The sequence below is a fragment of the Nonomuraea sp. LP-02 genome (assembly GCF_036289125.1).
Lineage (GTDB): Bacteria > Actinomycetota > Actinomycetes > Streptosporangiales > Streptosporangiaceae > Nonomuraea > Nonomuraea bangladeshensis.
The window spans coordinates 2635617-2658897 of sequence record NZ_JAXCLK010000001.1 but is presented as its reverse complement, the minus strand read 5'-3'; the positions used below and the strand labels follow the sequence as shown (position 1 = coordinate 2658897).

Sequence of the window (23281 nt, the reverse complement as noted above, 5' to 3'; positions counted from 1 at the left end):
CACCATACTGGCAAAGTCAACGTTTGTCAGAAGACATGATGACCAAGAGGGAGAAAGGGGTGCGGGGCGTGCACTCGCTGGAGGATTACGCCGACGGCGTCCGCGCGGGCTCGCGTACGTGGATCGCCCGCGCGATCACGCTGGTCGAGTCCACCAGGCCGGACCACATGGCCCTGGCCCAGCGGCTGCTCGTCGAGCTCACCCCGCTCACCGGCCACGCCCGCCGGATCGGCGTGTCGGGCGTGCCGGGCGTGGGCAAGTCCACGTTCATCGACGCGTTCGGCACGATGCTGACCGGGGAGGGGCACAAGGTCGCCGTCCTCGCGGTCGACCCGTCCTCCACCCGCACCGGCGGCAGCATCCTCGGCGACAAGACCCGCATGTCCCGGCTGTCCGTCGATCCCGCGGCCTTCATCCGGCCCTCGCCCACGTCGGGGACACTGGGCGGCGTGGCCAAGGCCACCCGGGAGGCGATGGTCGTGGTGGAGGCGGCCGGGTTCGACGTGGTGCTCGTCGAGACCGTCGGCGTCGGCCAGTCGGAGACCGCCGTGGCCGACATGGTGGACACGTTCCTGCTGCTCACCCTGGCCCGTACCGGCGACCAGCTCCAGGGCATCAAGAAGGGCGTGCTGGAGCTGGCCGACGTGATCGCGGTCAACAAGGCCGACGGCGAGTACCAGCTCCCCGCCAAGAAGGCGGCCAGGGAGCTGGCCGGCGCGCTGCGCATGCTGCGCTCCGACAGCACCCCGCCGCCCGTCCTGACCTGCAGCGGCCTGACCGGCGACGGCCTGGAGAAGCTGTGGCGGCACGTCGTGGCGCACCAGGAGTCGATCGACCTGCCCGCCAGGCGCCGGGCCCAGCAGGTCGGCTGGACGTGGACGATGGTCCGCGAGCGGCTGCTGGCCGAGCTGCGCGACGACCCCGAGGTGGCCGCCATCAAGGACGAGGTGGAGCGGCAGATCCTGGACGGCTCGCTGACCCCGGCGCTCGCCGCCGACCGGCTCCTCTCGGTCTTCAAGCGTCCCTGTTGACGTCCGCTCGAAGGCGGCCCTGCCACTTCTGATCGAGGGACGCCGCTCGTTTCCTGGCCGCGCGTGCTAGATTTTGGCCATGCGGTCAGAAAATGAGCCAACTGGTCAGAAGGTGCGGTCGTTCATCGAGGACGCCCGGAGGGCTCAGATCGTGGCCGCGGCCATCGACGTGATCGCCGACGTCGGGTTCGCCCAGGCGTCCCTGGCGCGCATCGCCAGGCACGCCGGCATCAGCAAGGGGCTCATCTCCTACCACTTCGCCGGCAAGGACGAGCTGATGACCGAGGTCGTCGTGGTCACCTACACCGCCATCGCCGACCACGTCCTCGCCGAGATGAAGGGCATCGAGTCGCCCACGGAGCTGCTGCGCACGCACGTGCTGTCCGTCGCCGCCTACATGCGGGGGCAGCGCAAGGGACTCAAGGCGCTGGGCGAGATCTTCGGCAACCTGCGGGACGCCGACGGCAGCCCCCGCTTCGGGATCAGGACCAACGAGGAAATCTACCGGAGCCTGGAGAGCATCTACCGCGCCGGCCAGGCCACCGGGGAGTTCCGCGACTTCGACGTCCGGGTGATGGCCGTCACCCACTCCGCCGCGGTGGACGCGATGTTCGCCTACTGGGTCGCGCACCCCGAGCACGACCTGGACGAGCACGCGCGCCAGCTCGCCGACCTCCTCGAAAGGGCATGTGTGACATGAAGACCGAGGCCACCGGCACCACGAGCACCACCACCAGGATCCTCGCCCTCGACAACCTGCGCGTCGTGCTCACCGCGCTGGTGGTCGTGCACCACGCCGCCATCACCTACTCCCACATCCCGCTCTGGTACTACACCGAGCCCGCCCAGGACCCCTCGGGCTTCCTGCTGGACGTCCTGCTCATCACGAACCAGGCGTTCTTCATGGGGTTCTTCTTCCTCATCTCCGGCTTCTTCACCCCGGGCTCCTACGACCGCAAGGGCGCGGGCCGGTTCCTCGCCGACCGGCTGCTCCGGCTCGGCGTCCCGCTGCTGGTCTACGTCGTGCTGCTGCGACCGCTGGCCGGGCTCGGGGGTTACTTGGCGGAGGACCGGCCGGTCCCCTACTGGCAGTACTACCTCGACACCGTGGACGCGGGCCCGATGTGGTTCGCCGAGGTGCTGATCGTCTTCGCGCTGGTCTACGCCGGCTGGCGCGCGCTGCGCGCGCCGCTCCCCGCCCGCCCGGCCCCGCTGCGGCCGCGGTGGATCGTGCTGTTCACGCTGGGGCTGGCGGTGGCCACGATCCTGTGGCGGATCCCGGTGCCCACCGGCACCTACGCGCTGGGGCTGCCGACGCCGGACTTCATGCCGCAGTACGTGGCGATGTTCGTGCTCGGCTGCGTCGCCCACCGGCGCGGCTGGTTCGAGACGCTGCCGGTGCGGGCGTCCCGTCTGGGCTTCGGCGCGGCCGGGGCCGCCACGGCGGCGCTCATGCCGGTGGCGCTCGGCGAGGGGCCGCTGGCCTCGGTCGCGATGAGCGTGTGGCAGTCGGTCTTCGCGGTCGGCATGATCATCGGGCTCACCGTGTGGTTCCGCGAGCGGTGGAACCGGCAGGGGCCCCGCGGCCGGTTCCTGTCCCGGCACGCCTACACCGTCTACGTCGTTCACCCGCTCGTGCTGGTCGGCCTCGGCTGGGCGCTGCGCTGGCTGTCCGCGCCCGCCGCGGTCAAGTTCGCGATCATGCTGGTGCCGGCGCTGCCTTTGTGCTGGGGGCTGGCCTTCCTGGTCCGGCGGCTGCCGGGGGCCGATCGGGTGTTGTGACCGGCCCCCGGGACGTGCTCAGCCGTCGTAGAAGCCGTCCAGGGTCTTGCCGTGGCGCTCCTCGACGATCTTGCGGCGGATCTTGAGGCTGGCGGTCAGCTCGCCGCTCTCCACGGTGAAGTCCTCGGCGAGGATCGCGAACTTCTTGACCGTCGAGTAGCTGGCCTGGTCGGCGTTGACCTGGTCGATCGCCTTCTGGACCTCCTCGCGCATGCGCGGGTGCTCGCGCAGCGCCTCGGCGTCGGCCGGCAGCGACTCGGCCGCCGCCCATGGCGCGACCACGTCCATGTCGAGCGTGACCAGGGCGGTGACGTAGTTGCGCCGGTCGCCGTGGACGAACACGTGCGACACGTACGGGCAGGCCGCCTTGATCGAGCCCTCCAGGTGGGTCGGCGCGACGTACTTGCCGCCGGAGGTCTTGATCAGCTCCTTCTTCCTGTCGGTGATGCGCAGCCGGCCGGCCTCGTCCAGCTCGCCGATGTCGCCCGTGCGCAGCCAGCCGTCCTCCAGCGCCGCCGCGGTCTCCTCGGGCAGCCCGTGGTAGCCGCGCATGATCCCGCGCCCGCCGATGAGGATCTCGCCGTCGTCGGCGATGCGCACCTCGGTGCCGGGCAGCGGCGGGCCCACCGTGCCGAAGCGCGGCGAGTCGGGCCGGTTGAGGAAGCTGCCCGCCGACGACTCGGTCAGCCCGTAGCCTTCGAGGATCGTCAGGCCGGCCGCGTCGAAGAACTCGGCGATGTCGGTGTTGAGCGGGGCCGCTCCCGAGATGAAGTAGCGGACCCGGCCGCCGAAGCGCTCCCTCAGCTTGGCGAAGACGAGCCGGTCGGCCAGCGCGTACTCGGCGCGGGTGGTGAGCGGCAGGCTCGCGCCGCGCTGGCGGGCCCGGCTGACCCGGATGCCGGTCCTGCGCGCCCACTCGAAGATGCGCAGCTTCGCGCCGCCCTCGCGCCGCATGGACGCGACCACGGTGTTGTGGATCTTCTCGAAGATGCGCGGCGCGGCGGCCATGATGGTCGGCCGCACCACCCCCAGGTTGTCGGCGATCTTGTCGAGCCGGCCGTCGATCGCGGTCGGCACGCCGATGCCGATCATCACGACCTCCAGCAGCTTGCCGAACGAGTGCGACAGCGGCAGCCAGAGGAAGTGCAGGTCGGCGGGGGAGATGAGACCGAGCTGCCGGACCGCGTCGGCGGCGTACAGCCAGTTGTCGTGGGTGAGCTCCACGCCCTTGGGCCGGCCGGTGGTGCCCGAGGTGTAGATGAGGGTGGCGAGGTCGTCCTCGGTGATGGCGTCCACCATGGCGTCGTAGTCGCCCTCGCCGGTCACCGCGTCGAGCGGCACCACCCAGCCGTCGTCGCCGGGGGAGCCGTCGACGACGATCACCTGCGTGACGCCGGGCAGCTCCTGCCGGACCGAGCGCAGCTTGGCCACCTGCTCGTCGTTCTCGGCCACGACGATCGTGCTGCCGGAGTCGGTGATGACGAAGGCCGCCTCGGCGGCCGTGTTGGACGGGTAGATCGTCGTCGTGGCGGCGCCGGTCGCCAGCACGGCGAGGTCGGTGAGGATCCACTCCAGCCGGGTCGAGCACAGGATGGACACCCGTCTGCCGGGGCCGGCTCCCAGTGCCGCCAGGCCGAGGGCCAGCCCGCGCACGCGCTCGCCCACCTCGCGCCACGACAACGACTCCCAGCCGTCGTCGGTGGGCACGCGGTACGCCTCGGCGTCGGGGGTGGCCGCGATCCGGTCGCGTAACAGGGCGGGGATGCTCGACATGCCTGTCCTCCAGAGGTGCTTTTGTGCCGACTCTAGGACGGGAGGCCGCGATCAGTCGACGGTCCGGCTCCGCGGCTGGATCGCGGCGACCGTTCCCGGGGTGCGGACCTCCCATGCGCCGCAGGCGCAGCGGAGATAGCACACCAGGCCGTCGGAGGTGCGGTGGGAGGAGACGACGGTCAGGGCGAGGGGGTCGTGCCGGTGTCCGGGGTGCATGATTCCAACCTGAGGTAAGGACCTTGTTCAGTTCAACACTTACAACCTGCTTCGCCGGCGGCGACCCGCACGTGGGCCATCATGGAGGGGCCTCCCCGCCCCTTCCCCCGCACCCGAGAGGAAACCCCCGATGCGTGTGCTGCTCACCGGGTTCGAGCCGTTCGGCGGCTCCGCCGTCAACCCGTCGTGGCAGGCGGTGCGGCTGGCCGAGGCCACGCCGCCGGACGGGGTGTCGCTGACCACGGCGCTGCTGCCGGTGGTCTTCCACGACGCCATCGCGCGGCTGCGCGCGGCCGTCGAGGAGTCCGGGGCGGAGGTCGTCATCTGCGTCGGGCAGGCGGGCGGGAGGGCGGGCATGACGATCGAGCGCGTCGCCGTCAACCTCGACGACGCCAGGATCCCGGACAACAAGGGCGTCCAGCCCGTCGACGAGCCCATCGTGGCGGGCGGTCCGGCGGCGTACTTCTCCACTCTCCCCGTGAAGGCGTGCGTGGCCGCCGTCCGCGATGCCGGCCTGCCGGCGTCCGTCTCGCACACGGCGGGCACGTACCTCTGCAACCACGTCTTCTACGGCCTGATGCACCTCCTGGAGTCCGGCCGGCCGGGACGGCGCGGCGGCTTCGTGCACGTGCCCTACCTGCCCGAGCAGGTCCCGGACGGCGACAAGCCGTCGATGCCCGCCTGGTCCATCGCCGAGGCGCTGACGGCGATCGTGTCCGCGGCGGTCACCACGACCGAGGACCTGAAGGAGACCGGCGGCTCCCTCCACTGACCCGCGGTTGCCCCTGCTCGGGGTGATCCCCTAACCTGGGACGGTCTTATCGCCGACCCACGGGGGCAGTTGACGTGAGGATCTGAGGTCGCGGGCACCGCGCAGTTCCGCCCTGTCACGGGCTTTTCGTGCGCTCACCTGGACCTCTCGGCGATCTCTTCGCCCCTCCGTCGCGGGCTCGGCCCCGGCTTCCATGTGTGTCGCACGTCTGCGGTGTTTCCCGCCTGTCACGAAATTTGTCGCAAGATTTCGACTTTTGTGCTGGGAGCCGCCTCCAATGCCTTGTTCCATCGTCGTCGACCGGGTCAGCTTCGCCTGGCCGGACGGCACCCGGGTGCTCGACGGGCTCGACGCCGCCTTCCCCGCCGGCCGTACCGGCCTGATCGGGGTCAACGGGTCGGGCAAGTCCACCCTGCTGAAGATCATCGCTCGTGAGCTGGCCCCGCGGTCCGGCTCGGTCACCGTCACCGGAGAGGTGGGATACCTGCCGCAGAACGTGCCGCTCGTCGCCGCCCGTACGGTCTCCGACCTGCTGGAGATCAGCGAGAAGCGGGCCGCGCTGCACGCCATCGAGAGCGGCGACGTCGCCGAGGAGCACTTCGCCGCGATCGGCGACGACTGGGACGTCGAGGAGCGCGCGCAGGCCGAGCTCGACCGGCTCGGCCTCGCCCACCTCGGGCTGGACCGCACGGTCGGCACGCTGTCCGGCGGCGAGACCGTCATGGTCGCGCTCGCCGCCCAGTTGCTCAAACGGCCCGAGGTGCTGCTGCTCGACGAGCCCACCAACAACCTCGACGTGGACGCCCGCGAACGGCTGTACGCCGCCGTGACCGCCTGGCCCGGGGTGCTCGTCGTGGTCAGCCACGACCGGGCGCTGCTGGAGCTCGTCGACCAGATCGCCGAGCTGCGCGAGGGCGGCGTGCGCTTCTACGGCGGCAACCTCACCGCCTACGAGGAGCAGGCCGCCGCCGAGCAGGAGGCCGCGCTGCGGACCGTACGCGCCGCCGAGAGCGAGGTGCGGCGGCAGCAGCGCGAGCTCATCGAGGCGCGGATCAGGATCGACAGGAACATCAGGGCCGGCAAGAAGGCCGCCGCGAACAACAGGGCGCCGAAGATCGTCGCCAACGGGCTCAAGCGCAAGGCGCAGGCCACCGCGGGCAAGCAGCGGACCCTGCACGAGGAGAAACTGGAGGAGGCACGCGAGCGGCTGGGCGAGGCCGAGCAGGCGGTGCGGGGCGACGCGGAGATCAGGATCGAGCTGCCCGGCACCGAGGTCCCGTCCGGCCGCACGGTCCTGTCCCTCCCGCTCACCCCGCCGCAACCCGCTCCGCCCGCGGAAACGGAGGAAGGGGAGGCGGAGGAGGACGCGGCGGCGGACCGCGCCGTGCCGCTGGAGACGCTGGTCGTCCGCGGTCCCGAGCGGATCGCGCTGCTCGGCAGGAACGGCTCGGGCAAGACGACCCTGCTCAAGCGCATCGCCGCCGGCGAGGGCGTGCACGTGCCGGTCCGCTACCTGCCGCAGCGGCTCGACCTGCTCGACGACGCGCTCAGCATCATCGACAACGTCCGGGCCGTGGCGCCCTCGGCGTCGGTCAACGAGGTACGCGGCCGGCTCGCGCGTTTCCTGTTCCGCGGCGAGCGGGCCGCCCAGGCCGTCGGCACGCTGTCGGGCGGCGAGCGCTTCCGCGCCACGCTGGCCGCGCTGCTGTCGGCCGAGCCGCCGCCGCAACTCCTCCTGCTGGACGAGCCGACCAACAATCTCGATCTGGCCAGCGTCCGCCGGCTCGCCGAGGCCCTGGCGGCCTACCGGGGCGCGCTGATCGTGGCGAGCCACGACCTGCCGTTCCTGGAGACGATCGGCGTCACCAGGCGGCTGGTCCAGGACCGGGAGAGGGGGCTGACGGAGGTCTGACCGGAGGGGGCTCCGATTGACGGGCGGGGAGCAACCGGGCGATAGTGTGGCAGGTGGCTTCACCCCGTTTGATCTCGTGTGTTCTCGCTCTCGCGACCCTCACGGTCGGCGCCTGTTCCTCCACCGCGCCGACCCCCGAAGGGGGTTCGTCCACGGTCTCCGGCGTGGCCGGCGGCACCGGGGGGACCGGCGGCGACGCGGCCTCGGCCGCGCCGAGCGCGAGCGCGCTCACCCCCGAGGCGTACAAGGCCGAGCTCGACGGCAGGCACAAGCCGATGGCCGACGCGATCGGCTCGCTCGCGGGGGCGCGCGGGGTCAAGGCGCTCGACCAGCGGGTCAGCAAGGCCGAGGAGACACTGTCCGGCGCGGCCGAGTCGCTGGCCGCGCTGGTCCCGCCGGCCGACGTGCGCCCGCAGCACGACGCGTACGTCACCAGCCTGCAGGACTTCGTCACCGCGCTCGGCACCACGAGCGGCAAGGTCGGCGCGCGCGCCCTGTGCACCTCCTCGGCCGTGCTCGCCGACCTCGGCGCCAAGCTCAAGGCGCTGGACGAGGCGGGGGAGGCGCTGCAGAAGGCCGGCGGCTACCCGGCCGACGTGGTGGACGTGAAGGCGGCGCGCAAGCAGACCCGGCGGCTCGGCAACGGCTCGTTCGTCCGGAACGGATCGTTCGGCGGGCGCAGCTCGCTGGAGATCGACAACGGCGCCACCAGGGACGCGGTGGTGACCGTGATGCGCGGCAAGAGCAAGGCGTTCAGCGTGTACGTGCGCCGCAAGGCCAAGTTCAAGGTGAAGGGCGTGCGCGACGGCTCGTACAAGATCTATTTCACGCACGGCGTGGACTGGGACGGCCGGAACAAGGCGTTCACCCGGGAGTGCAGCTTCGAGAGGTTCCAGAAGTCGGTGACGTTCAAGACGACGGTCACCGCCACGCAGATCCGCTGGCACGACTGGCGCGTCACGCTGCACGCCATCACGGGCGGCAACGCCCGCACCGCCCCGGTCGACCCGGAGTCCTTCCCCGGCTGACCGGCCAGGAGCCGCGCCCTCGCAGGAGGACGCGGCCCGCGCACGATCAGGTGGAGAACAGCATGCCCACCCAGCTGCGCTGGTGGCGGTGGTGGCCGTGGTGGTAGCCGCCGTGCGGCGGCGCGCCCCAGGCCGGGCCGGGGGCGGGCGGCGGCGGGGGAGCCGCGTGGTACTGCGTCTCCATCCTGGTCAGGGTCTCCAGCTCGCCGTAGTCGAGGAAGATTCCGCGGCAGTTGTCGCACTGCTCGATGTGGACGCCGTTGCGCTCATAGGTCCGCATGTTCCCGCGGCACTTGGGACACTGCATCGAAGTCGCTCTCCTTGGCTTTCAGGTTCCAGGATGAAACCTACCGCGCGCAACCCGCCTACGCTCTGACGATTCGGTTGCACGCCTCGATCAACGAATGCTCGACGTCGTCGAGTTCCCGGCCCTCGCGCCCGGCGTTGACCACGGCCACGGCGGCCAGTTGCACGGTCAGCGCCCGCGCCGGGACGTCCAGCCGCGCCCACGGGTCGCCGCCGCCCAGCGCGGGCCCGCCCGCGGCCAGGTAGGCGCCCAGGAACCGCTGCCACACGGCCGGATCGAGCAGGCCGGCGGCGTACCAGGCGGCCGGCCGGGCCAGGTCCCAGGCCGGGTCGCCGACGCCCAGATCGTCGACGTCGATGAGCAGCCAGCGGTCGCGGCGGACGAGCTGCCCGAGATGCCAGTCGCCGTGCGTGAGCAGCCCGGGGGTGGGCCCGGGGATGGGCGGGGGCGCGGGCAGCTCCTTGAACGTCCGCCGGATCAGCGCCTCCACCGGACCGTCGCCGGTCATCCTGCCGACGGCGCGGGCGGCCCGCGCGGGCCCTCCCGCGGCGGGGAGCGCGGGCATCAGCGTGAGAGGCACGGCGTGCAGCGCGGCCAGCAGCCGGGCCCCCTCCTCCCAGGGAGCGTGGTCGAGGTCGTCCTGACGGACGGGCCGCCCGGCGGGCCACACCGTGACCGCGCGCCCGGCGACCGTCAGCACCTCGGGGTCGAGCGGGGCCAGCATGACCGCGCTCACCGCGGGGGAGGCGGCGGCCCACAGTCGTAAGCGCAGCTCCTCCGCGTCGTCGCGGGCCGAGTGGGCCTTGACCACCACCTCGCCCCTGCGCAGCACGACCACGTCCGTACGTGTCGGATGCAACACGGGCGCGCCCGTGCCGCCGTAGCCGGCGGCGACCTCGGCCAGCTCCTCCTTGAGACCCACGGGGTACAGACTATTGGCGGCAAACCGGTCGGTCAGACTGGGAGCATGAAAATAGGTTTCGCCGTACCGCAGTCGGGAGCCTGGGCCACCCCGGACAACCTGCGCCGGGTCGCCGTCCGGGCCGAGGAGCTCGGCTACCACGACCTCTGGACGTTCCAGCGCCTGCTCTACCCCGTGGGCCACGAGATGGGGCCGACCTACCGCAGCGTGCACGACCCCGTGGTGACGCTCGCGCACCTGTCGGGGGTGACCGGGCGGATCGGGCTCGCGGTCGCCGTGCTCAACGCGTACGTACAGCCCGTGGTGCTGGCCAAGCAGCTCGCCACGCTGCAGACGCTCTCCGGCGGGCGGCTCACCGCGGGCATCGGGCTCGGGTGGGTGCCGGAGGAGTTCACGGCGGCCGGCGTGGCGTTCGAGGGGCGCGGGCGGCGGGGCGAGGAGTTCGTCGAGGTGCTGCGAAAGGTGTGGAACGACGACCCGGTCGAGCACGAGGGCGCCTTCTACCGGGTGCCGGCGTCGCACCTCGACCCCAAGCCGGAGCCGGGGCCGCCGCCGATCCTGCTCGGCGGCACGGCCGAGGTGGCGCTGCGCCGGGCGGCCCGGCTGGCGGACGGGTGGGTGAGCTCCAGCAGGGAGGACCTGACGGCCATCGCGGAGCGGATCAAGCTGATCAAGGCGGAGCTGGCCGCGTCGGGGCGGGACGCGGCCGGGTTCCGCTTCGTCTGCCGCGGCGTCACGCGGGTCAGGCCCGAGCCCGGCGAGCGGCCGCTGACCGGCCCGTACGACAAGATCCGCGCCGACGTGGACGCGCTCGCCGCGGCCGGGGTGACCGACGTCTTCCACGACCTCAACTTCGACCAGGAGTTCGTCGGCCTCGACGCTGGCGAGGCCGCGCGCCGCGCCGAGGAGGCCCTGGAGGCGCTGGCTCCCTAGCCTCCGCCGTACGGGACGGTGATGATCTCCAGATTGTGTCCGTCGGGACCGGACCAGTAGAGGCCGCGCCCGCCGTCGTTGGTGTTGATCTCGCCGGGCCGCCGGTGGTGCGGATCGGCCCAGTACGTCAGCCCCCGCTCCTTGATACGCCCCCAGATCCGGTCGAACTCCTCCTCGCTCACCAGGAACGCGTAGTGCTGGGCGGTCACCGGCCCGTCGGCCTGGGCCACGTCCAGCGAGACGCCGTTGCCGAGCGAGACGACCCGGAAGGGGCCGTAGACGGGAGCGGGCTCCAGCCCGAGGATCTCGGTGAGGAAGGCGGCGGTCGCGTCCCGGTCGCGGGCCGCGACGATGGTGTGGTTCAGCTGCACTGCCATGCCTTCCACGCTATGCGCAGAAGCGGCGGGGCGGTCAGCCGGCCAGGCGCAGAGCCTCGGCGGCGACGGCGTGGCGCAGCTCGCGGATGCCGTCGCGGCCCCGTACGGGGTGGACGGCGTTGGTGAGCAGCACCACGGTGAGGCGGCGGACCGGGTCCACGACGAGGGACGTGCCGGTGAAGCCGGAGTGGCCGTAGGCGCCGGTCAGCGGCCCGACGATGGCCGGGTCGCCGAGGCGCACGCCGAGCCCGTGGCGGAAGGGCGCGCCCGTCGCGCCCTGGTCGCGGGTCAGCTCGGCCACGCTCTCCGGCCGCAGCACCGGGCCGCCGCCGCGCCGCAGCGTCTCGCCGAAGGCCAGCAGGTCGGCGGCGGTGGCGAACACCCCGGCGTGGCCCGTGACGCCGCCGAGGGCCCAGGCGGTCTCGTCGTGCACCTCGCCGCGTACGCAGCCGGTGCCGGGACGCCCGGCCTTGCACTCGGTGGCGGCGACGCGGGCGGGGTCGCGGGGCCCGTAGCCGGTATCGGCCAGGCCGAGCACGCCGGTGACGCGCTCGCGGACGAGCACGTCGAGCGGCGCGCCCCCGGCCAGCTCGGCGAGCCCGCCCGCCATGATCATGCCGACGTCGCTGTAGAGGTAGGGGCCGCCGACCGGATGGGCGGGCGGCGTGCGCCACATCGCCGCCATGCGTTCGGCGGCGGTGGCGTCGGGCAGCTCCACGTCGACGCGGCGGGTGGGCGGCAGACCGGCGGTGTGCGTGAGCAGCCGGCGCGGGGTGATCCGGGCGTCGAGGCCGGGGACCAGCGCGGCGGCCGGCTCGTCCAGCGCCAGCCGGCCCTCCTCGGCCAGCGAGAGCAGCACGACCGTGGTGAACAGCTTGCTGACCGAGGCCAGGTCGAAGATCGAGTCGTGCCGTACCGGCGGGCGCTCGGCGGCCAGCGCGCCGTCCGCGCCGGTGTAGCGCACCAGTTCGCCGGCGGCGGCCGTGGCGGCGACCTCGCCGTCCACGGCGATCATCGCCACCGCCGCCGGGCAGATCCGCGGCACCGCCCCCGCGAGGATCGCCGCGAGCCCGTCCGGCATGTCCGCCCCCTCCACCCCGTGATCAGCCGCTCAGCGCGTCGCTCAGCCGCTCGCCGTGCGTGGCGAGCAGGGCGCGGGCCGCGTCGGCGTCGATGCCGTGCTGGATCATGAGCACCGCGACCTTCGTCCGCCCGCCCGCCGCGTCGAGTGCCGCCCCGGCCGTCTCCCGGTCAGCGCCGGTGATGTCGCGGACCATGCGCAGCGCCCGGTCCGCCAGCTTGGAGTTCATCGCCGACATCTCGACCATCTTGTTGCCGTACGTCTTGCCGAGCTTGACCATGCTGATCGTCGAGATCATGTTGAGCACGAGCTTCTGGGCCGTGCCCGCCTTCAGTCGCGTCGAGCCGGTCACCACCTCAGGCCCCACGACCACCTCGATGCCGTGCTGGGCGGCGGCCGACAGCGGCGCGCCCTCGTTGCACGACAGGCCCACCGTGAGCGCGCCGCGGCCGGCCGCCTCCGCCAGCGCGCCCAGCACGAAAGGGGCCCGCCCGCTCGCGGACACCCCGACCACCGAGTCCAGCGGGCCCACGCCGAGGTCCTTCATGGCGGCGGCGCCCGCCTCCGGGTCGTCCTCCGCCCCCTCGACGGACCGGGTGAGCGCGTCGGGCCCGCCCGCGATGACGCCCTGGACCAGCGACGGGTCGGTGCCGAACGTGGGCGGGCACTCGCTGGCGTCCAGCACGGCCAGGCGTCCCGACGTGCCGGCGCCGACGTAGAGGAGCCGGCCGCCCTGCGACATGCGGGCGGAGATCGCGTCGATGGCTCCCGAGATCGCCGGGATGGCCACCGCGACGGCCGCGGGCACGGCGGCGTCGGCCTGGTTCATCAGTCGGGCGATCTGCTCCGTCGGCAGCCGGTCGATCTGGCTGTAGCGGGGATCGCTCTGTTCGGTGGACAGCTCGGGTAGCGGATCAATCATGACGCTAATTTCCACCCTTATCTTCCCTCTTGTAAATATCTTTCAGCACAATGGCTCCATGACTCTTGTGCGTACTGGCGCCGAACGGCTGGCCGACGATCCCGCGCTCGCGGGAGGTACCCGCCTCGGCCTCGTCACGAACCCCACCGGCGTGCTGCCCGACCTGACCCCCACGGCGGAGGCGCTGCTGGCCGCAGGGGCGCCGGTGACCGCCCTGTTCGGCCCCGAGCACGGCCTGCACGGCACCGCCCAGGCCGACGGCGCCGAGGCCGACGGCGTGGACGAGCGGACCGGGCTGCCGGTGCACAACACGTACAAATTGGCCGGCGAGGAGCTGGACGCGGCGGTCGCCGCCGCCGGCGTGGACACGCTCGTCTTCGACATCGCCGACGTGGGCAGCCGCTTCTACACCTACGTCTGGACGATGTACGACCTGCTCGCCTCGGCGTCCCGGCTGGGCCTGCGGTTCGTGGTGCTGGACCGGCCCAACCCGCTCGGCGGCACGGTCGCCGAGGGCCCCCTCCTCGACCCCGCGTACGCCAGCTTCGTCGGCCGCCACCCCATCCCCGTGCGGCACGCGCTGACGGCGGGCGAGCTGGCCGGGCTGTTCGGCTTCGACGTGGACCTGACGGTCGTGGAGATGACCGGCTGGCGGCGCGACACGCCGTGGGAGGAGACCGGGCTGCCCTGGGTGATGCCCTCGGTCAACATGCCGACCCCCGACACCGCCCTCGTCTACCCGGGCACCTGCCTGTTCGAGGGCACGAACTTCTCCGAGGGCCGCGGCACGACCCGGCCGTTCGAGCTGATCGGCGCCCCGTACGTGGACGGCCGGTTCGCCCCCGCGCTCGACGCGCTCGGCCTGCCCGGGGTGCGCTTCCGCGACGTCCGCTTCACCCCCACCTTCCACAAGCACGCCGGCACGCCCGTCCGCGGCGTCCAGCTCCACGTGCACGACCGCGAGGCGTTCCGCCCGGTGCTGACCGGCGTGTCGATGCTGCACGTGGCCCGCACCCTCTACCCGGACGACCTGCGCCTGCTGCCGGGCCTGGACCACCTGTGGGGGTCCGGTGAGCTGACCCGGCGGCTGGAGGCCGGCGAGGACCCGCGCGAGCTGTGCCCGCCGCCGGGAACCCCTTCGGGACCGCTGCTCTACGGCTGACATCACGCCAGGGCGCGCCGGTAGAGCCAGAAGACCCGCTCCGCCCGCGCGCCCACGGCCCGCGAGTAGAACCGCAACGGCCCCACCCACCCGATCTGGGCGTCCGCCTGCCCGGCGGCCCGCTGCTCGGCCAGGCACCTGCGGAGCAGCACCCGGCCGAGACCCAACCCCCGTGCGGCCGGCGCGGTGCCCATCGGCCCGAACCAGGACGGCCGCGCCCCCCACGCGGCGAACGCCAGGATCTCCCCGTCACGCTCGGCGAAGTGCAGACCGGTGGCGTTGGCCGCCTCCCAGGCCCAGCGCTCGTTCCAGTGGCCGGCGACGAACGCCGCCACCCGCTCCCGCTCGTCCCCGGCGGCCGCGCGCACGGCCACCCCGGCCTGCTCCAGCCGCACCAGGTCGTCCTCGACCGACAGGTCGCCGCCGCCCAGGTCGGCCGTCATGTTCCAGGCCGTGTGGTAACGCTCGTAGCCGAGGCTTTCCGCCAGGCAGGCGGCGGCGGTGTAGCGCACGTCGATGCCGGGCCAGGCGTAGCAGGGCGGGTTGCCGGCCCAGCGGGCCTCGCGCGCCCCCCGCTCGCGCAGCCACTCCTCGGCCGCCAGCACCAGTGCCCGGCCGCGGCCCTCGCCGCGCGCCGACGGGTGCACGGCCAGCAGGTCGAGATGCCCGATCGCCGGATCCTTCTCCGACAGTGACGCCATCACCACGCCGCCGTCCACGGCCAGCGCGGTCCACGTCCGGCCGGGCGGCGGGGTGGCCAGCCGCCGGACCAGCGCGGCCCCCTCCCCGGGGTCGCAGGTCAGCGCGTCTTCGGCGATCCCGGCCGCCTCGGCCAGCTCCGCCGCGTCCGCGATCGGCCGCGCCTCGAAGGCCATCACACCTCACTCATCGGGCGCGCGATCACGCTGCGCCGCTCGGGGTAGAAGCACGCGTGCTCCTGCGGGATCCCCTCGGTGAGCTGCAGCAGCGGCCGCTCGTCGGCGCACCGCTCGCCCTGGAACGGGCACCGGCGGGCGAACAGGCAGCCCTCGTCGGACTGGCTCTCGTCCAGCGAGGACAGCGGCGTCACCGGCTCCTCGCCCGGCCGCTCCAGGCCGTGCAGCACCGGGATGGCCGACAGCAGCGACTGCGTGTACGGATGCACCGGATCGGCGATCACCGTGTCCACGGCGCCGCGCTCGACGACCTGCCCGCGGTAGATCACGTACAGCTCGCCGTCGTCGCCGATGTAGCGGGCGGTGGCCACGTCGTGCGTGATGAACAGCACGCTGACGCCGAGCCGCTCGCGCAGGTCCTTCAGCAGCGCCAGGATGCCGAGCCGGAGCGAGACGTCGATCATCGACACCGCCTCGTCGGCCACCAGCATCTCCGGGTCCACCGTGAGGGCCCGCGCGATGACCACCCGCTGCCGCATGCCGCCCGAGAGCTGGTGCGGGTAGCGCCCCAGCACCGTGCCGGGGTCCAGGCCGACCAGCGAGAGCACCTCGGCCGCCCGCTCCTCGATCCACGCCGCCGACCGGCCGGTCTGCTTGGCGCGCAGGCTCAGCGGGGCGTGCAGCGTCTGGTGGATGGTCCGGGTCGGGTTGAGCGCCGAGTACGGGTCCTGGTGGATCATCTGGATCTTGCGGAAGTGCGGCTGGCGCTGCTTGGGCCGCAGCGGCGTCATCGGCACGTCGCCGATGACGATCTCGCCCTCGTCGTAGCTCTCCAGCCCCGCGATGATGCGTCCCAGCGTGGTCTTGCCGCAGCCGGACTCCCCGATGAACGAGGCCGCCCCGCCCTTCGGGATCGCGAAGTCCACGCCGCGCAGCGCCCGCACCTCGCGGGCGCCGAGCACCTTGCCGCGCTGCTTGAACGTCTTGACGACGCCGGTCCCGGTGATCACGCGTGCTCCTTCGTCGCGACGTCCTTGGCTGCCGGCGCGGGCGTGTTCACGGCGTGGCAGGCCACCAGGCGCGGGCCGTCGGCGACGGTCTCCGGGTCCACGGTGTCGCACACGTCCATGCGCAGCTCGCAGCGCTCCCTGAACACGCACCCCTGCTTCGGCACGGTCGCCAGCGTCGGCGGCCGGCCGGGCAGCGCCCGCGCCTCGCCGATGTCGCCGGTCAGCCGGGGGATGGCCTGGATCAGGCCCCGCGTGTACGGATGCCGCGGCGCCCCCAGCACCTCCCGCGTCGGCCCCTGCTCGACCAGGCGGCCGCCGTACATGACGGCCAGCCGGTCGGCCACCTCCGCCACCACGCCGATGTCGTGCGTGATGACCAGCGTGGTCAGCCCGCGCTCGGCGTGCACCTCGCGCACGATCCGCAGGATGTTGGCCTGCGTGATCATGTCGAGGGCGGTCGTCGGCTCGTCCAGCACCACCAGGTGGGCGTTGAGCACCAGCGCCAGCATGATGCCGACGCGCTGGCGCATGCCGCCCGACAGCTCGTGCTGGTGCGAGTCGAGCACCCGGGCGCCGTCCAGCCCCATGCGGCCGAGCAGCTCCTTGGCCTCGCGCACCAGGCCGCGGAGGTCGTCCACGCCGTGCGAACGGCCCAGGTCGAGCAGTTGCTTGCCGACCGTCTTGAGCGGGTTGAGGGAGTTCTGGGCGGCCTGGAAGACGTAGCCGATGTGCTTGCCGCGGGCCTTGCGCAGCTCCTCGCCGCGCAGCCCGACGACGTCGCCGAGCCCGTCGATCTCGACGCTGCCGCCCGCGATCCTGCCGGGCGGCTGCACCGCGTTCAGCAGCGACAGCGCCAGCGTGGACTTGCCGGAGCCGGACTCGCCGACGATGCCGGTGATCGAGCCGGGCTCCAGCGTCAGCGTGACGCCCCTGACGGCGGGCAGCTCGCCCGCGGGGGTCTTGTAGACGACGGTCAGTCCGTCGATGCGCACTCCCGGCGCTTGGTTGCTCACCCTCACTACTCCTCGCGCAGCCGGGGGTTGAAGATCTCGTCCATCGCGTCCACGACGAGCACGATGGCCAGCGTCAGCAGCAGGATCGCCACCAGCGGCCCGAGCAGGTAGCCGAGCGCGTTCGGGGTGATCAGGGCGCCCGCCTGGAACACGGCCAGGTTGAGCATCACGCCCCAGTTGTCCGACTCGTACGGCAGCACGCCCAGGAAGAACAGGCCCACCTGCGAGTAGACCGCGCCGGTCACCGAGATGAGCATGTTCATCGCGATGTACGGCGCCATGCTCGGCAGCAGCTCCCTGCCGATGATGTGCGTCGTGGACAGCCCGAGCCCGCGCGCCGCCTCGATGAAGCCGCGCTCGCGCAGCGACAGCGTCTGCGAGCGCACCGCCCGCGCCACGCCGCCCCAGCCCAGCAGGCCGAGCACCAGGCCCATCTGCCACGGGCTGCCGAAGCGCCACACGGTGGCCAGCACCAGCAGCAGCGGCAGGCCGGGGATGGTGAGCTTCATGTCGGTCAGCCGCATGAGCACGGTGTCCCAGCGGCCCCGCTTGAAGCCGGAGAACAGGCCGATCGAGGTGCCGACGACGACCGTGATGAGCGCGGTGATCGCGGCGGTCAGCAGTACGTACCGCGAGCCGGTGATGACCAGCGCGACCACGTCGCGGCCCTGCGGGTCGGTGCCGAGCCAGTGCTCCCAGCTCGGCGGCCGCGTGATCGCGGCCGGGTCGTTGGGCAGCGGATCGGGCAGCAGCATCGGCCCCACGACCGCCATGACGACGAACCCGGCCAGGATGACCACGCCGACCAGGCGGCTCGGCTTGCGCCGCATCACCCGCCACACGCCGCGCCAGAAGTTGCGGCGCAGGGTCGAGGCGGCCGATCCGGTCTCGGGGATGAGCGTCGCGCTCACGAAACCTCCTCCCCGCTGCGCACCCGCGGGTCGATGACCGTGTAGAAGAGGTCGGCGACGATGTTGGCGAGAATGGTGCCGACGGTGATGAGCAGGAACGCGCCGCCCATCAGAGCGTAGTCCCGGTCGTTGACGGCGCCGATGAGCAGCCAGCCGAGCCCGGGATAGTTGAAGATCTTCTCGATGAAGACCGCGCCGCCGAGCAGCAGGCCCAGCGACAGGGCCAGCATGGTGAACAGCGGCAGGATCGCGTTGCGCGCGATGTAGCGGAAGACGATCGAGCGCTTCATCCCGCGCAGCTCGGCCGCCAGGATGAAGTCGTCGCCGAGCACGGTGACCACCGACGACTTCATCGCCAGGATCCAGCCGCCGTACGCCGACAGGGCGTAGGTGAGCACCGGCAACAGGGCGTGCTCGACGAGCGAGCCGATGTAGCCGGCGTTCCAGCCGGGCTCGTACAGGATGTCCACCGAGCCGTCCGCGGGCAGGATCCCGAGGAGCGTCGAGAAGATCATCACGACCAGCAGCGCCAGCACGTACTGCGGGACGCCGTGCAGCAGCGAGCCCGAGATGGACAGGGCGTCGCCGAGCTTGCCGCTGCGCTTGACGGCGGCGTACACGCCGAGGATGATCCCGACGAGGAAGCTCAGCAGCGTGCCGGCCAGCACCGGTAGAACGGTCCACTTGGCCGCGTCGGTCAGCACGTCGAGCACCGGGGTTCCGGGCCTGCTGACCGAGACGCCGAGGTCGAGCCGGAACAACCCGGCCATGAAGTCGGTGTACTGCTGCCACAGGCTGCCGTCGGGCTGGAAGCCGTAGAGCACCTTGACGGCCTGCCTGGCGGCCTCGGGGGCCATGCCGCCCTCGACCAGCTTCTCGTAACGGGCGGCCATCGGGTCGCCCGGGATGTTGTTGACGATGAAGAAGCTGATCGTCGCGACTACGAGGATCATGACGAACCCGCGGGCCAGGTGGCCCGCGAGTCGCCGTGCGATGAGCGTCATAGGCTACTGCTTCGCCTTGATCAGACCTTGCTGGATCCACACGCCCGAGGGCAGGACACCGGTGCCCATCCGCAGGATGGAGTCGTCGTGCGGCCAGCCGGTGAAGCGGCTGTTGTTGACGAACTGGGTGTTGACGTAGTCCCAGAGCTGGATGACCGGGAGGTCCTGGTTGGCGGCCTTGGCGAGCTGGGCCATGATCGGCTTGGCGGCCTCCTCGTCGGAGGAGTTCAGCTTGGCGGTCAGCTCACCGGGGTTGATCTTCTCCCCGTCGACCTCGATCTCCTCGGGGCCGCCCATCCAGTTGCCGTTCTTGCCGGGCGCGGAGTGCTGCACCTTGCCGGCCACGTTGGCCCAGCCGTTGGAGGCGCCGTAGAGGCGCTGGAAGATGTCGTACGGCGCGGGGCCGAGCGCCATCAGCCAGAAGCCGACGTCGTACTTGCCGGCGTTCAGCTCCTCCAGGTAGAGCGGGTAGTCGGCGGTCGTCACGACCTCGGCGTCCACGCCGGCCTTGACGAGCTGGCTCTTGATGTTCTCCTGCGCCGACAGCCAGTCGGAGAAGCCGGCGGGCGCGTGCATGGAGACCTTCCACGCCGAGCCGTCGGCCAGCGCCCACTTGCCGTCCTTCTTGACCAGGCCGGCCTTCTTGAACTCCTCCTCGGCCTTGGCCACGTCCGCCTTGTACGGCTCCAGCGACGGCAGCGTGTCCGGGATCCAGGCCTGGGCGGCCTTCTGGTGGATGCCGCTCGTGGTGACGGCGGCGGTGCCGCCCTCGGGCGAGGCGACCTGCGTGACCTGCTCGCGGTCGATGAGGTAGGCCAGGCCGCGGCGCACGTGCACGTTGTCGTACGGCTTCTTGGACTGGTTGAAGGCCATGCTCACCGCGACCGGCGAGTAGCCCTTGATGACCTCGTTGCCGTTGGCCGACTTGATCCGGTTCATCACGTCGGTCGGCGCGGCGGTGAAGCCGGCGTGGTCGAGCTTGCCGGCGATGAGGTAGTTCCAGATCTGCTCGTTGCCGGTGTAGTTGAGGAACTTCACCTGCGCCGGGGCCACGTTCGCGGCGTTGAAGAAGTACTTGTTCTTCACCAGCAGCGCCTCGGACGGGTTCACCCGCTCCAGCACGAACGGGCCGGCGGAGACGTCCTTCGGCGGGGCGAAGGCGATGACCTTCTCGCCCAGGGCGGTGACCTCCTCGCGGGCCTTCTCGGCGTCGGCGCCGTCACCGCGGGCGGCCTTCAGCTTGTCCCAGAAGTCGGCCGGCAGCACGCTGCTCCACACGTGGGCGGGCAGCACGGTGGTGTCGAGGACGCCCCGCGCGAACTTCGGACTGGGGTTGGCCATGTCCTGCGTGATCTTCACGGTCTGCGGGTCCACCACGGTGACCTCGGCGGCCGCGCCCGCGGCGCCGGGGGTGACGGAGAAGGCCGTGCTGCCCTGCGTGTAGGCGATGCCGATGGACATCTTCACGTCGTCGGCGGTGACGGGCTTGCCGTCGGACCACTTGGCGTTCGGCTGCAGCTTCAGCGTGATCGCGGAGTTGTCGGGGGCGATCTCCCAGCTGGCCGCGATGCCGGGGAGAGCCTGGTTGGGGTCGGTGAGGTGGTTCTTGACCCAGCCGAGCTTCATGGAGCTGTAGCCCGGGAAAGAGTTGCCTTTGGGGTTGTACGGGTTGGCCGGGGCGGATGCCTCCAGGCCCGGCCGGTTGACGTCGATGGTGGTGAACAGGCCACCACCGCCACCGCCCGCCGCGTCGCCGGACTTGTTGGTCGAACCACCGCTGCACGCCGCTGTCGCGGCGGCAAGGCCCAGCAACGTCACTACCGCTGCCAGTCGCTTCATTTGCCGCTCCGGGGGATGTCTCAAGGGATTGACCGGACCCTACGGTCGCCTCCGGAAGGCGTCAATAATCTCCAGAGACTGTGAGGTTAATGTAACTTTCCTTCATCACTGTACAGAGTGACGCTAAGCGCCATCAAGTAAAGCTTTAACCGACGATCAGCACCGCCGCGCCGTTGACCTGGTCGTTCGCCAGATCCGCCAGCGCCAGATCGGCCGCCTCCAGGGGATAGGGCACCGTCGAGACGCGCGGCGGGTGCGCCGTCGCCAGCTCCAGATACGCCCGCCCGTCGGCCCGCGTGTTGGCCGTCACGCTGCGCACCGTGCGCTCCTGGAACAGGTGCCGCTCGTAGTTCAGCGACGGGATGTCGGTCAGGTGGATCCCGGCGATCGCCAGCGTGCCGCCCCGGTCCAGCGCCTCCAGCGCCGGCGGCACGAGATCACCCACCGGCGCGAACAGGATGGCCGCGTCCAGCGGCTCCGGCGGCCGGTCGCCCGCCGAGGCCGCGCCCAGCTCCAGCGCCAGCCGGCGCGAGGCCGCCGACCTGGTCACCGCGTACACGGTCGCGCCCCGCGCGATCGCCGCCTGTGCCGTGAGGTGCGCCGAGGCGCCGAAGCCGTAGATGCCGAGCCGCCCGCCCGGCGGCAGGTCGCAGCGGGCCAGCGCCCGGTAGCCGATGATCCCCGCGCACAGCAGCGGCGCCAGCCGCTCGGCGGGCACGTCGCCGGGCAGGTCGTAGACGTAGTCCTCGGGCGCCACCACGTACTCGGCGAAGCCGCCGTCGGCGTCCCAGCCGGTGTAGGTCGAGGCAGGGCACAGGTTCTCCATGCCCCGCCGGCAGTAGCGGCACGTGCCGCAGGTCGAGCGGAGCCAGGCCACGCCCACCCGGCGCCCGGTGCCCTCGACCCGGCCGACCACCTGATGCCCCGGAGTGGTGCGCGGGCGGCGCGGCGGCAGGTCGCCCTCGGCCAGGTGCAGGTCGGTCCGGCACACGCCGCACGCCTCCACCCGCACCAGCACCTCGCCGGGGCCCGGCTCGGGGACGTCCCGCTCGACCGGCTCCAGCGGCCCGGACGCGATCGGTCCCGGCTCGCGCACCACCCACGCTCTCATGCCGCGCCACCTCCTCCTGCGGGTGTTACCTCCTCAGGCCGTGTTCACTCGCGTTTTTTCATGCGACGGCGAGCCTCGTCGCCGCGAGTGAGGCGTAGAGCGCGGCGCCGTCGGTGAGCACCGCGTCGTCGAAGCGCGCCTCGGGGGAGTGGTTGTAGGGGGCGGTGGCCGGGTCCAGGTCGGGCGGGCACGCGCCCAGGAACACGAACGCCCCCGGCACCCGCTCCAGCACGTACGAGAAGTCCTCCGACCCCATCACCGGCTGCGGGGCGACGAAGTAACGCCCCGGCCCGAACAGCTCGTCGGCCGTCCTGCCCACGAACCCGGCCTCGTCCTGGTCGTTGACCGTCACCGGGTAGCCCATCCCGAACGACGTCTCCGCCGTCATGCCGTGCGCCGCCGCGATGCCCTCGACCAGCTCCACCAGCCGCCGCTTGACCAGCGTCCTGTTCTCCTTGCTGAACGTGCGCACCGTCGCCTCGAACCGGGCCTCGTCGGGGATCACGTTGTCGGCCGAGCCACCGTGGAAGCTGCCCACCGTCACCACCACCGGGTCGAACACGTCGAACGTCCGGGTCACCATCGTCTGCAGCGCGGTCACCATCGCGCAGCCCGCCTGGATCGGGTCCAGCGCCCGGTGCGGGCTCGACCCGTGCCCGCCCCGGCCCTTGACCGTCACGCAGAACACGTCCGCCGCCGCCATGATCGGACCCGGCCGGGAGGCGAACAGCGCGTTCGGCAGCATCGACGACACCACGTGCATCCCGTACGCGGCCACGGGCCGCTCGCCCGCCGCCTCCAGCACGCCCTCGTCGATCATGTACTTGGCGCCCTCGTGGCCCTCCTCGCCCGGCTGGAACATGAAGATCACGTCACCGGCCAGCTCCTCGCGCCGCGCGCTCAGCAGGTGCGCCGCGCCCGCCAGCATCGCGGTGTGCAGGTCGTGGCCGCAGGCGTGCATCTGGCCGGGCAGCTGGGAGACGAAGGGCAGGTCGTTCTTCTCCGTCACCGGCAGCGCGTCCATGTCGCCCCGCAGCAGCACCGCGGGTCCCGGCCTGCCGCCGCGCAGCACGGCCGTCACCGAGCTGAGCGCCGAGCCGGTCTTGATCTCCAGGGGCAGCCCGTCCAGCGCCGCCAGCACCTTCTCCTGGGTGCGGGGGAGGTGGAGGCCGAGCTCCGGCGTGGTGTGCAGGGAGTGCCTGAGCTGTACGAGTTCGTCCCGCATGTCCTGTGCGGATTCCATGAACGACATGACGACATTGTTCACGTACCGGCACGGAAGTCGACAAGATACGTCGGT

General features: G+C 72.1%; 23 protein-coding genes. 8 read left to right on the top strand and 15 right to left on the bottom strand.

The window, feature by feature from the left end:
- The first annotated feature begins 35 nt into the window (after positions 1 to 35).
- From meaB to SMD20_RS12330, 3 genes are all read left to right on the top strand, one after another.
- Complete coding sequence (gene meaB, locus SMD20_RS12340; RefSeq protein WP_329579348.1) at positions 36 to 1031, top strand: methylmalonyl Co-A mutase-associated GTPase MeaB; 996 nt, start codon at positions 36 to 38, stop codon at positions 1029 to 1031.
- Between the two features lie 79 nt (positions 1032 to 1110).
- Complete coding sequence (locus SMD20_RS12335; RefSeq protein ID WP_329579345.1) at positions 1111 to 1731, top strand: TetR/AcrR family transcriptional regulator; 621 nt, start codon at positions 1111 to 1113, stop codon at positions 1729 to 1731.
- Positions 1728 to 2813 (top strand): acyltransferase family protein, encoded by a 1086-nt coding sequence (locus SMD20_RS12330; RefSeq protein ID WP_329579342.1) that lies wholly within the window; start codon positions 1728 to 1730, stop codon positions 2811 to 2813. Before SMD20_RS12335 ends, SMD20_RS12330 begins: the two co-directional genes overlap by 4 nt.
- 18 nt (positions 2814 to 2831) lie before the next feature.
- On the opposite strand, the gene SMD20_RS12325 is transcribed toward SMD20_RS12330, so the two are convergent.
- Together SMD20_RS12325 and SMD20_RS12320 are read right to left on the bottom strand one after the other, a co-directional pair.
- Positions 2832 to 4586 (bottom strand): AMP-dependent synthetase/ligase, encoded by a 1755-nt coding sequence (locus SMD20_RS12325; protein WP_329579339.1) that lies wholly within the window; start codon positions 4584 to 4586, stop codon positions 2832 to 2834.
- A 51-nt stretch (positions 4587 to 4637) separates the two neighbouring features.
- Positions 4638 to 4802 (bottom strand): hypothetical protein, encoded by a 165-nt coding sequence (locus tag SMD20_RS12320; RefSeq protein WP_329579336.1) that lies wholly within the window; start codon positions 4800 to 4802, stop codon positions 4638 to 4640.
- Positions 4803 to 4932: 130 nt separating this feature from the next.
- Here SMD20_RS12320 and pcp point away from each other — a divergent pair, with 130 nt between their 5' ends.
- The 3 genes from pcp to SMD20_RS12305 all read left to right on the top strand — a co-directional run bounded on the left by pcp (position 4933) and on the right by SMD20_RS12305 (position 8514).
- Complete coding sequence (gene pcp / locus SMD20_RS12315) at positions 4933 to 5574, top strand: pyroglutamyl-peptidase I (protein ID WP_329579333.1); 642 nt, start codon at positions 4933 to 4935, stop codon at positions 5572 to 5574.
- A gap of 277 nt (positions 5575 to 5851) precedes the next feature.
- Positions 5852 to 7486 (top strand): ABC-F family ATP-binding cassette domain-containing protein, encoded by a 1635-nt coding sequence (locus SMD20_RS12310; RefSeq protein WP_329579330.1) that lies wholly within the window; start codon positions 5852 to 5854, stop codon positions 7484 to 7486.
- Between the two features lie 164 nt (positions 7487 to 7650).
- Entirely contained in the window at positions 7651 to 8514 is an 864-nt protein-coding gene (locus tag SMD20_RS12305; protein ID WP_329579327.1) for a hypothetical protein, read from the top strand.
- 46 nt (positions 8515 to 8560) lie between these two features.
- Here SMD20_RS12305 and SMD20_RS12300 read toward each other — a convergent pair whose 3' ends face one another.
- Both SMD20_RS12300 and SMD20_RS12295 read right to left on the bottom strand, forming a co-directional pair.
- Positions 8561 to 8821, bottom strand: coding sequence for a TFIIB-type zinc ribbon-containing protein (locus SMD20_RS12300; RefSeq protein ID WP_329579324.1), 261 nt, complete (start codon positions 8819 to 8821; stop codon positions 8561 to 8563).
- A gap of 58 nt (positions 8822 to 8879) precedes the next feature.
- Complete coding sequence (locus SMD20_RS12295; protein ID WP_329579321.1) at positions 8880 to 9743, bottom strand: phosphotransferase; 864 nt, start codon at positions 9741 to 9743, stop codon at positions 8880 to 8882.
- Between the two features lie 45 nt (positions 9744 to 9788).
- On the opposite strand from SMD20_RS12295, the gene SMD20_RS12290 reads away from it, so the two are divergent.
- A complete protein-coding gene (locus SMD20_RS12290) occupies positions 9789 to 10676 on the top strand; it encodes a TIGR03619 family F420-dependent LLM class oxidoreductase (protein WP_329579318.1) in 888 nt (295 codons plus the stop codon).
- On the opposite strand, the gene SMD20_RS12285 is transcribed toward SMD20_RS12290, so the two are convergent.
- From SMD20_RS12285 to murQ, 3 genes are read right to left on the bottom strand one after another with little or no spacing between them, the layout of a single operon-like run.
- Positions 10673 to 11053 (bottom strand): VOC family protein, encoded by a 381-nt coding sequence (locus SMD20_RS12285; protein WP_329579316.1) that lies wholly within the window; start codon positions 11051 to 11053, stop codon positions 10673 to 10675. The genes SMD20_RS12290 and SMD20_RS12285 overlap by 4 nt on opposite strands.
- A 34-nt stretch (positions 11054 to 11087) precedes the next feature.
- Complete coding sequence (locus SMD20_RS12280) at positions 11088 to 12134, bottom strand: serine hydrolase domain-containing protein (protein ID WP_329579314.1); 1047 nt, start codon at positions 12132 to 12134, stop codon at positions 11088 to 11090.
- Positions 12135 to 12156: 22 nt separating this feature from the next.
- A complete protein-coding gene (murQ, locus tag SMD20_RS12275; RefSeq protein ID WP_329579312.1) occupies positions 12157 to 13056 on the bottom strand; it encodes an N-acetylmuramic acid 6-phosphate etherase in 900 nt (299 codons plus the stop codon).
- A 58-nt stretch (positions 13057 to 13114) separates the two neighbouring features.
- Between murQ and SMD20_RS12270 the strand changes: the two genes are divergently transcribed.
- A complete protein-coding gene (locus SMD20_RS12270) occupies positions 13115 to 14218 on the top strand; it encodes an exo-beta-N-acetylmuramidase NamZ family protein (protein ID WP_329579310.1) in 1104 nt (367 codons plus the stop codon).
- Between the two features lie 2 nt (positions 14219 to 14220).
- On the opposite strand, the gene SMD20_RS12265 is transcribed toward SMD20_RS12270, so the two are convergent.
- The 8 genes from SMD20_RS12265 to SMD20_RS12230 all read right to left on the bottom strand — a co-directional run bounded on the left by SMD20_RS12265 (position 14221) and on the right by SMD20_RS12230 (position 23233).
- Complete coding sequence (locus SMD20_RS12265) at positions 14221 to 15093, bottom strand: GNAT family N-acetyltransferase (RefSeq protein ID WP_329579308.1); 873 nt, start codon at positions 15091 to 15093, stop codon at positions 14221 to 14223.
- A complete protein-coding gene (locus SMD20_RS12260; RefSeq protein WP_329579303.1) occupies positions 15093 to 16103 on the bottom strand; it encodes an ABC transporter ATP-binding protein in 1011 nt (336 codons plus the stop codon). The genes SMD20_RS12265 and SMD20_RS12260 overlap by 1 nt, the downstream gene beginning before the upstream one ends.
- On the bottom strand, positions 16100 to 17116 hold the full coding sequence (locus SMD20_RS12255; RefSeq protein WP_329579299.1) for an ABC transporter ATP-binding protein: 1017 nt from the start codon (positions 17114 to 17116) through the stop codon (positions 16100 to 16102). Before SMD20_RS12255 ends, SMD20_RS12260 begins: the two co-directional genes overlap by 4 nt.
- Positions 17117 to 17121: 5 nt before the next feature.
- Positions 17122 to 18027 carry an ABC transporter permease gene (locus SMD20_RS12250; RefSeq protein WP_329579296.1) on the bottom strand — a complete coding sequence of 302 codons (906 nt, stop codon included), beginning with the start codon at positions 18025 to 18027 and terminating at the stop codon, positions 17122 to 17124.
- Positions 18024 to 19031 (bottom strand): ABC transporter permease, encoded by a 1008-nt coding sequence (locus SMD20_RS12245; RefSeq protein WP_329579293.1) that lies wholly within the window; start codon positions 19029 to 19031, stop codon positions 18024 to 18026. Before SMD20_RS12245 ends, SMD20_RS12250 begins: the two co-directional genes overlap by 4 nt.
- Before the next feature lie 3 nt (positions 19032 to 19034).
- Positions 19035 to 20870, bottom strand: a complete 1836-nt coding sequence (locus SMD20_RS12240) for an ABC transporter substrate-binding protein (protein ID WP_329579290.1) — start codon at positions 20868 to 20870, stop codon at positions 19035 to 19037.
- A gap of 145 nt (positions 20871 to 21015) precedes the next feature.
- Positions 21016 to 21981, bottom strand: a complete 966-nt coding sequence (locus tag SMD20_RS12235) for a zinc-dependent alcohol dehydrogenase family protein (protein ID WP_329579288.1) — start codon at positions 21979 to 21981, stop codon at positions 21016 to 21018.
- A 58-nt stretch (positions 21982 to 22039) separates the two neighbouring features.
- Positions 22040 to 23233: a M20 metallopeptidase family protein gene (locus SMD20_RS12230; protein ID WP_329579285.1), complete on the bottom strand. Its 1194-nt coding sequence runs from the start codon at positions 23231 to 23233 to the stop codon at positions 22040 to 22042.
- Positions 23234 to 23281 lie beyond the last annotated feature (48 nt).

Excerpts from the sequence above, each read along its gene's own strand:
- SMD20_RS12330 (WP_329579342.1), top strand. The coding sequence starts at position 1,728 with ATGAAGACCGAGGCCACCGGCACCACGAGCACCACCACCAGGATCCTC.
- SMD20_RS12280 (WP_329579314.1), bottom strand. The coding sequence starts at position 12,134 with ATGCCGGACGGGCTCGCGGCGATCCTCGCGGGGGCGGTGCCGCGGATC.
- SMD20_RS12320 (WP_329579336.1), bottom strand. The coding sequence starts at position 4,802 with ATGCACCCCGGACACCGGCACGACCCCCTCGCCCTGACCGTCGTCTCC.
- SMD20_RS12230 (WP_329579285.1), bottom strand. The coding sequence starts at position 23,233 with ATGTCGTTCATGGAATCCGCACAGGACATGCGGGACGAACTCGTACAG.
- SMD20_RS12245 (WP_329579293.1), bottom strand. The coding sequence starts at position 19,031 with ATGACGCTCATCGCACGGCGACTCGCGGGCCACCTGGCCCGCGGGTTC.
- SMD20_RS12310 (WP_329579330.1), top strand. The coding sequence starts at position 5,852 with ATGCCTTGTTCCATCGTCGTCGACCGGGTCAGCTTCGCCTGGCCGGAC.
- SMD20_RS12265 (WP_329579308.1), bottom strand. The coding sequence starts at position 15,093 with ATGGCCTTCGAGGCGCGGCCGATCGCGGACGCGGCGGAGCTGGCCGAG.
- SMD20_RS12290 (WP_329579318.1), top strand. The coding sequence starts at position 9,789 with ATGAAAATAGGTTTCGCCGTACCGCAGTCGGGAGCCTGGGCCACCCCG.
- SMD20_RS12300 (WP_329579324.1), bottom strand. The coding sequence starts at position 8,821 with ATGCAGTGTCCCAAGTGCCGCGGGAACATGCGGACCTATGAGCGCAAC.
- SMD20_RS12335 (WP_329579345.1), top strand. The coding sequence starts at position 1,111 with ATGCGGTCAGAAAATGAGCCAACTGGTCAGAAGGTGCGGTCGTTCATC.
- SMD20_RS12270 (WP_329579310.1), top strand. The coding sequence starts at position 13,115 with ATGACTCTTGTGCGTACTGGCGCCGAACGGCTGGCCGACGATCCCGCG.
- SMD20_RS12240 (WP_329579290.1), bottom strand. The coding sequence starts at position 20,870 with ATGAAGCGACTGGCAGCGGTAGTGACGTTGCTGGGCCTTGCCGCCGCG.
- SMD20_RS12285 (WP_329579316.1), bottom strand. The coding sequence starts at position 11,053 with ATGGCAGTGCAGCTGAACCACACCATCGTCGCGGCCCGCGACCGGGAC.
- pcp (WP_329579333.1), top strand. The coding sequence starts at position 4,933 with ATGCGTGTGCTGCTCACCGGGTTCGAGCCGTTCGGCGGCTCCGCCGTC.
- SMD20_RS12235 (WP_329579288.1), bottom strand. The coding sequence starts at position 21,981 with ATGAGAGCGTGGGTGGTGCGCGAGCCGGGACCGATCGCGTCCGGGCCG.
- SMD20_RS12325 (WP_329579339.1), bottom strand. The coding sequence starts at position 4,586 with ATGTCGAGCATCCCCGCCCTGTTACGCGACCGGATCGCGGCCACCCCC.
- murQ (WP_329579312.1), bottom strand. The coding sequence starts at position 13,056 with ATGATTGATCCGCTACCCGAGCTGTCCACCGAACAGAGCGATCCCCGC.
- meaB (WP_329579348.1), top strand. The coding sequence starts at position 36 with ATGATGACCAAGAGGGAGAAAGGGGTGCGGGGCGTGCACTCGCTGGAG.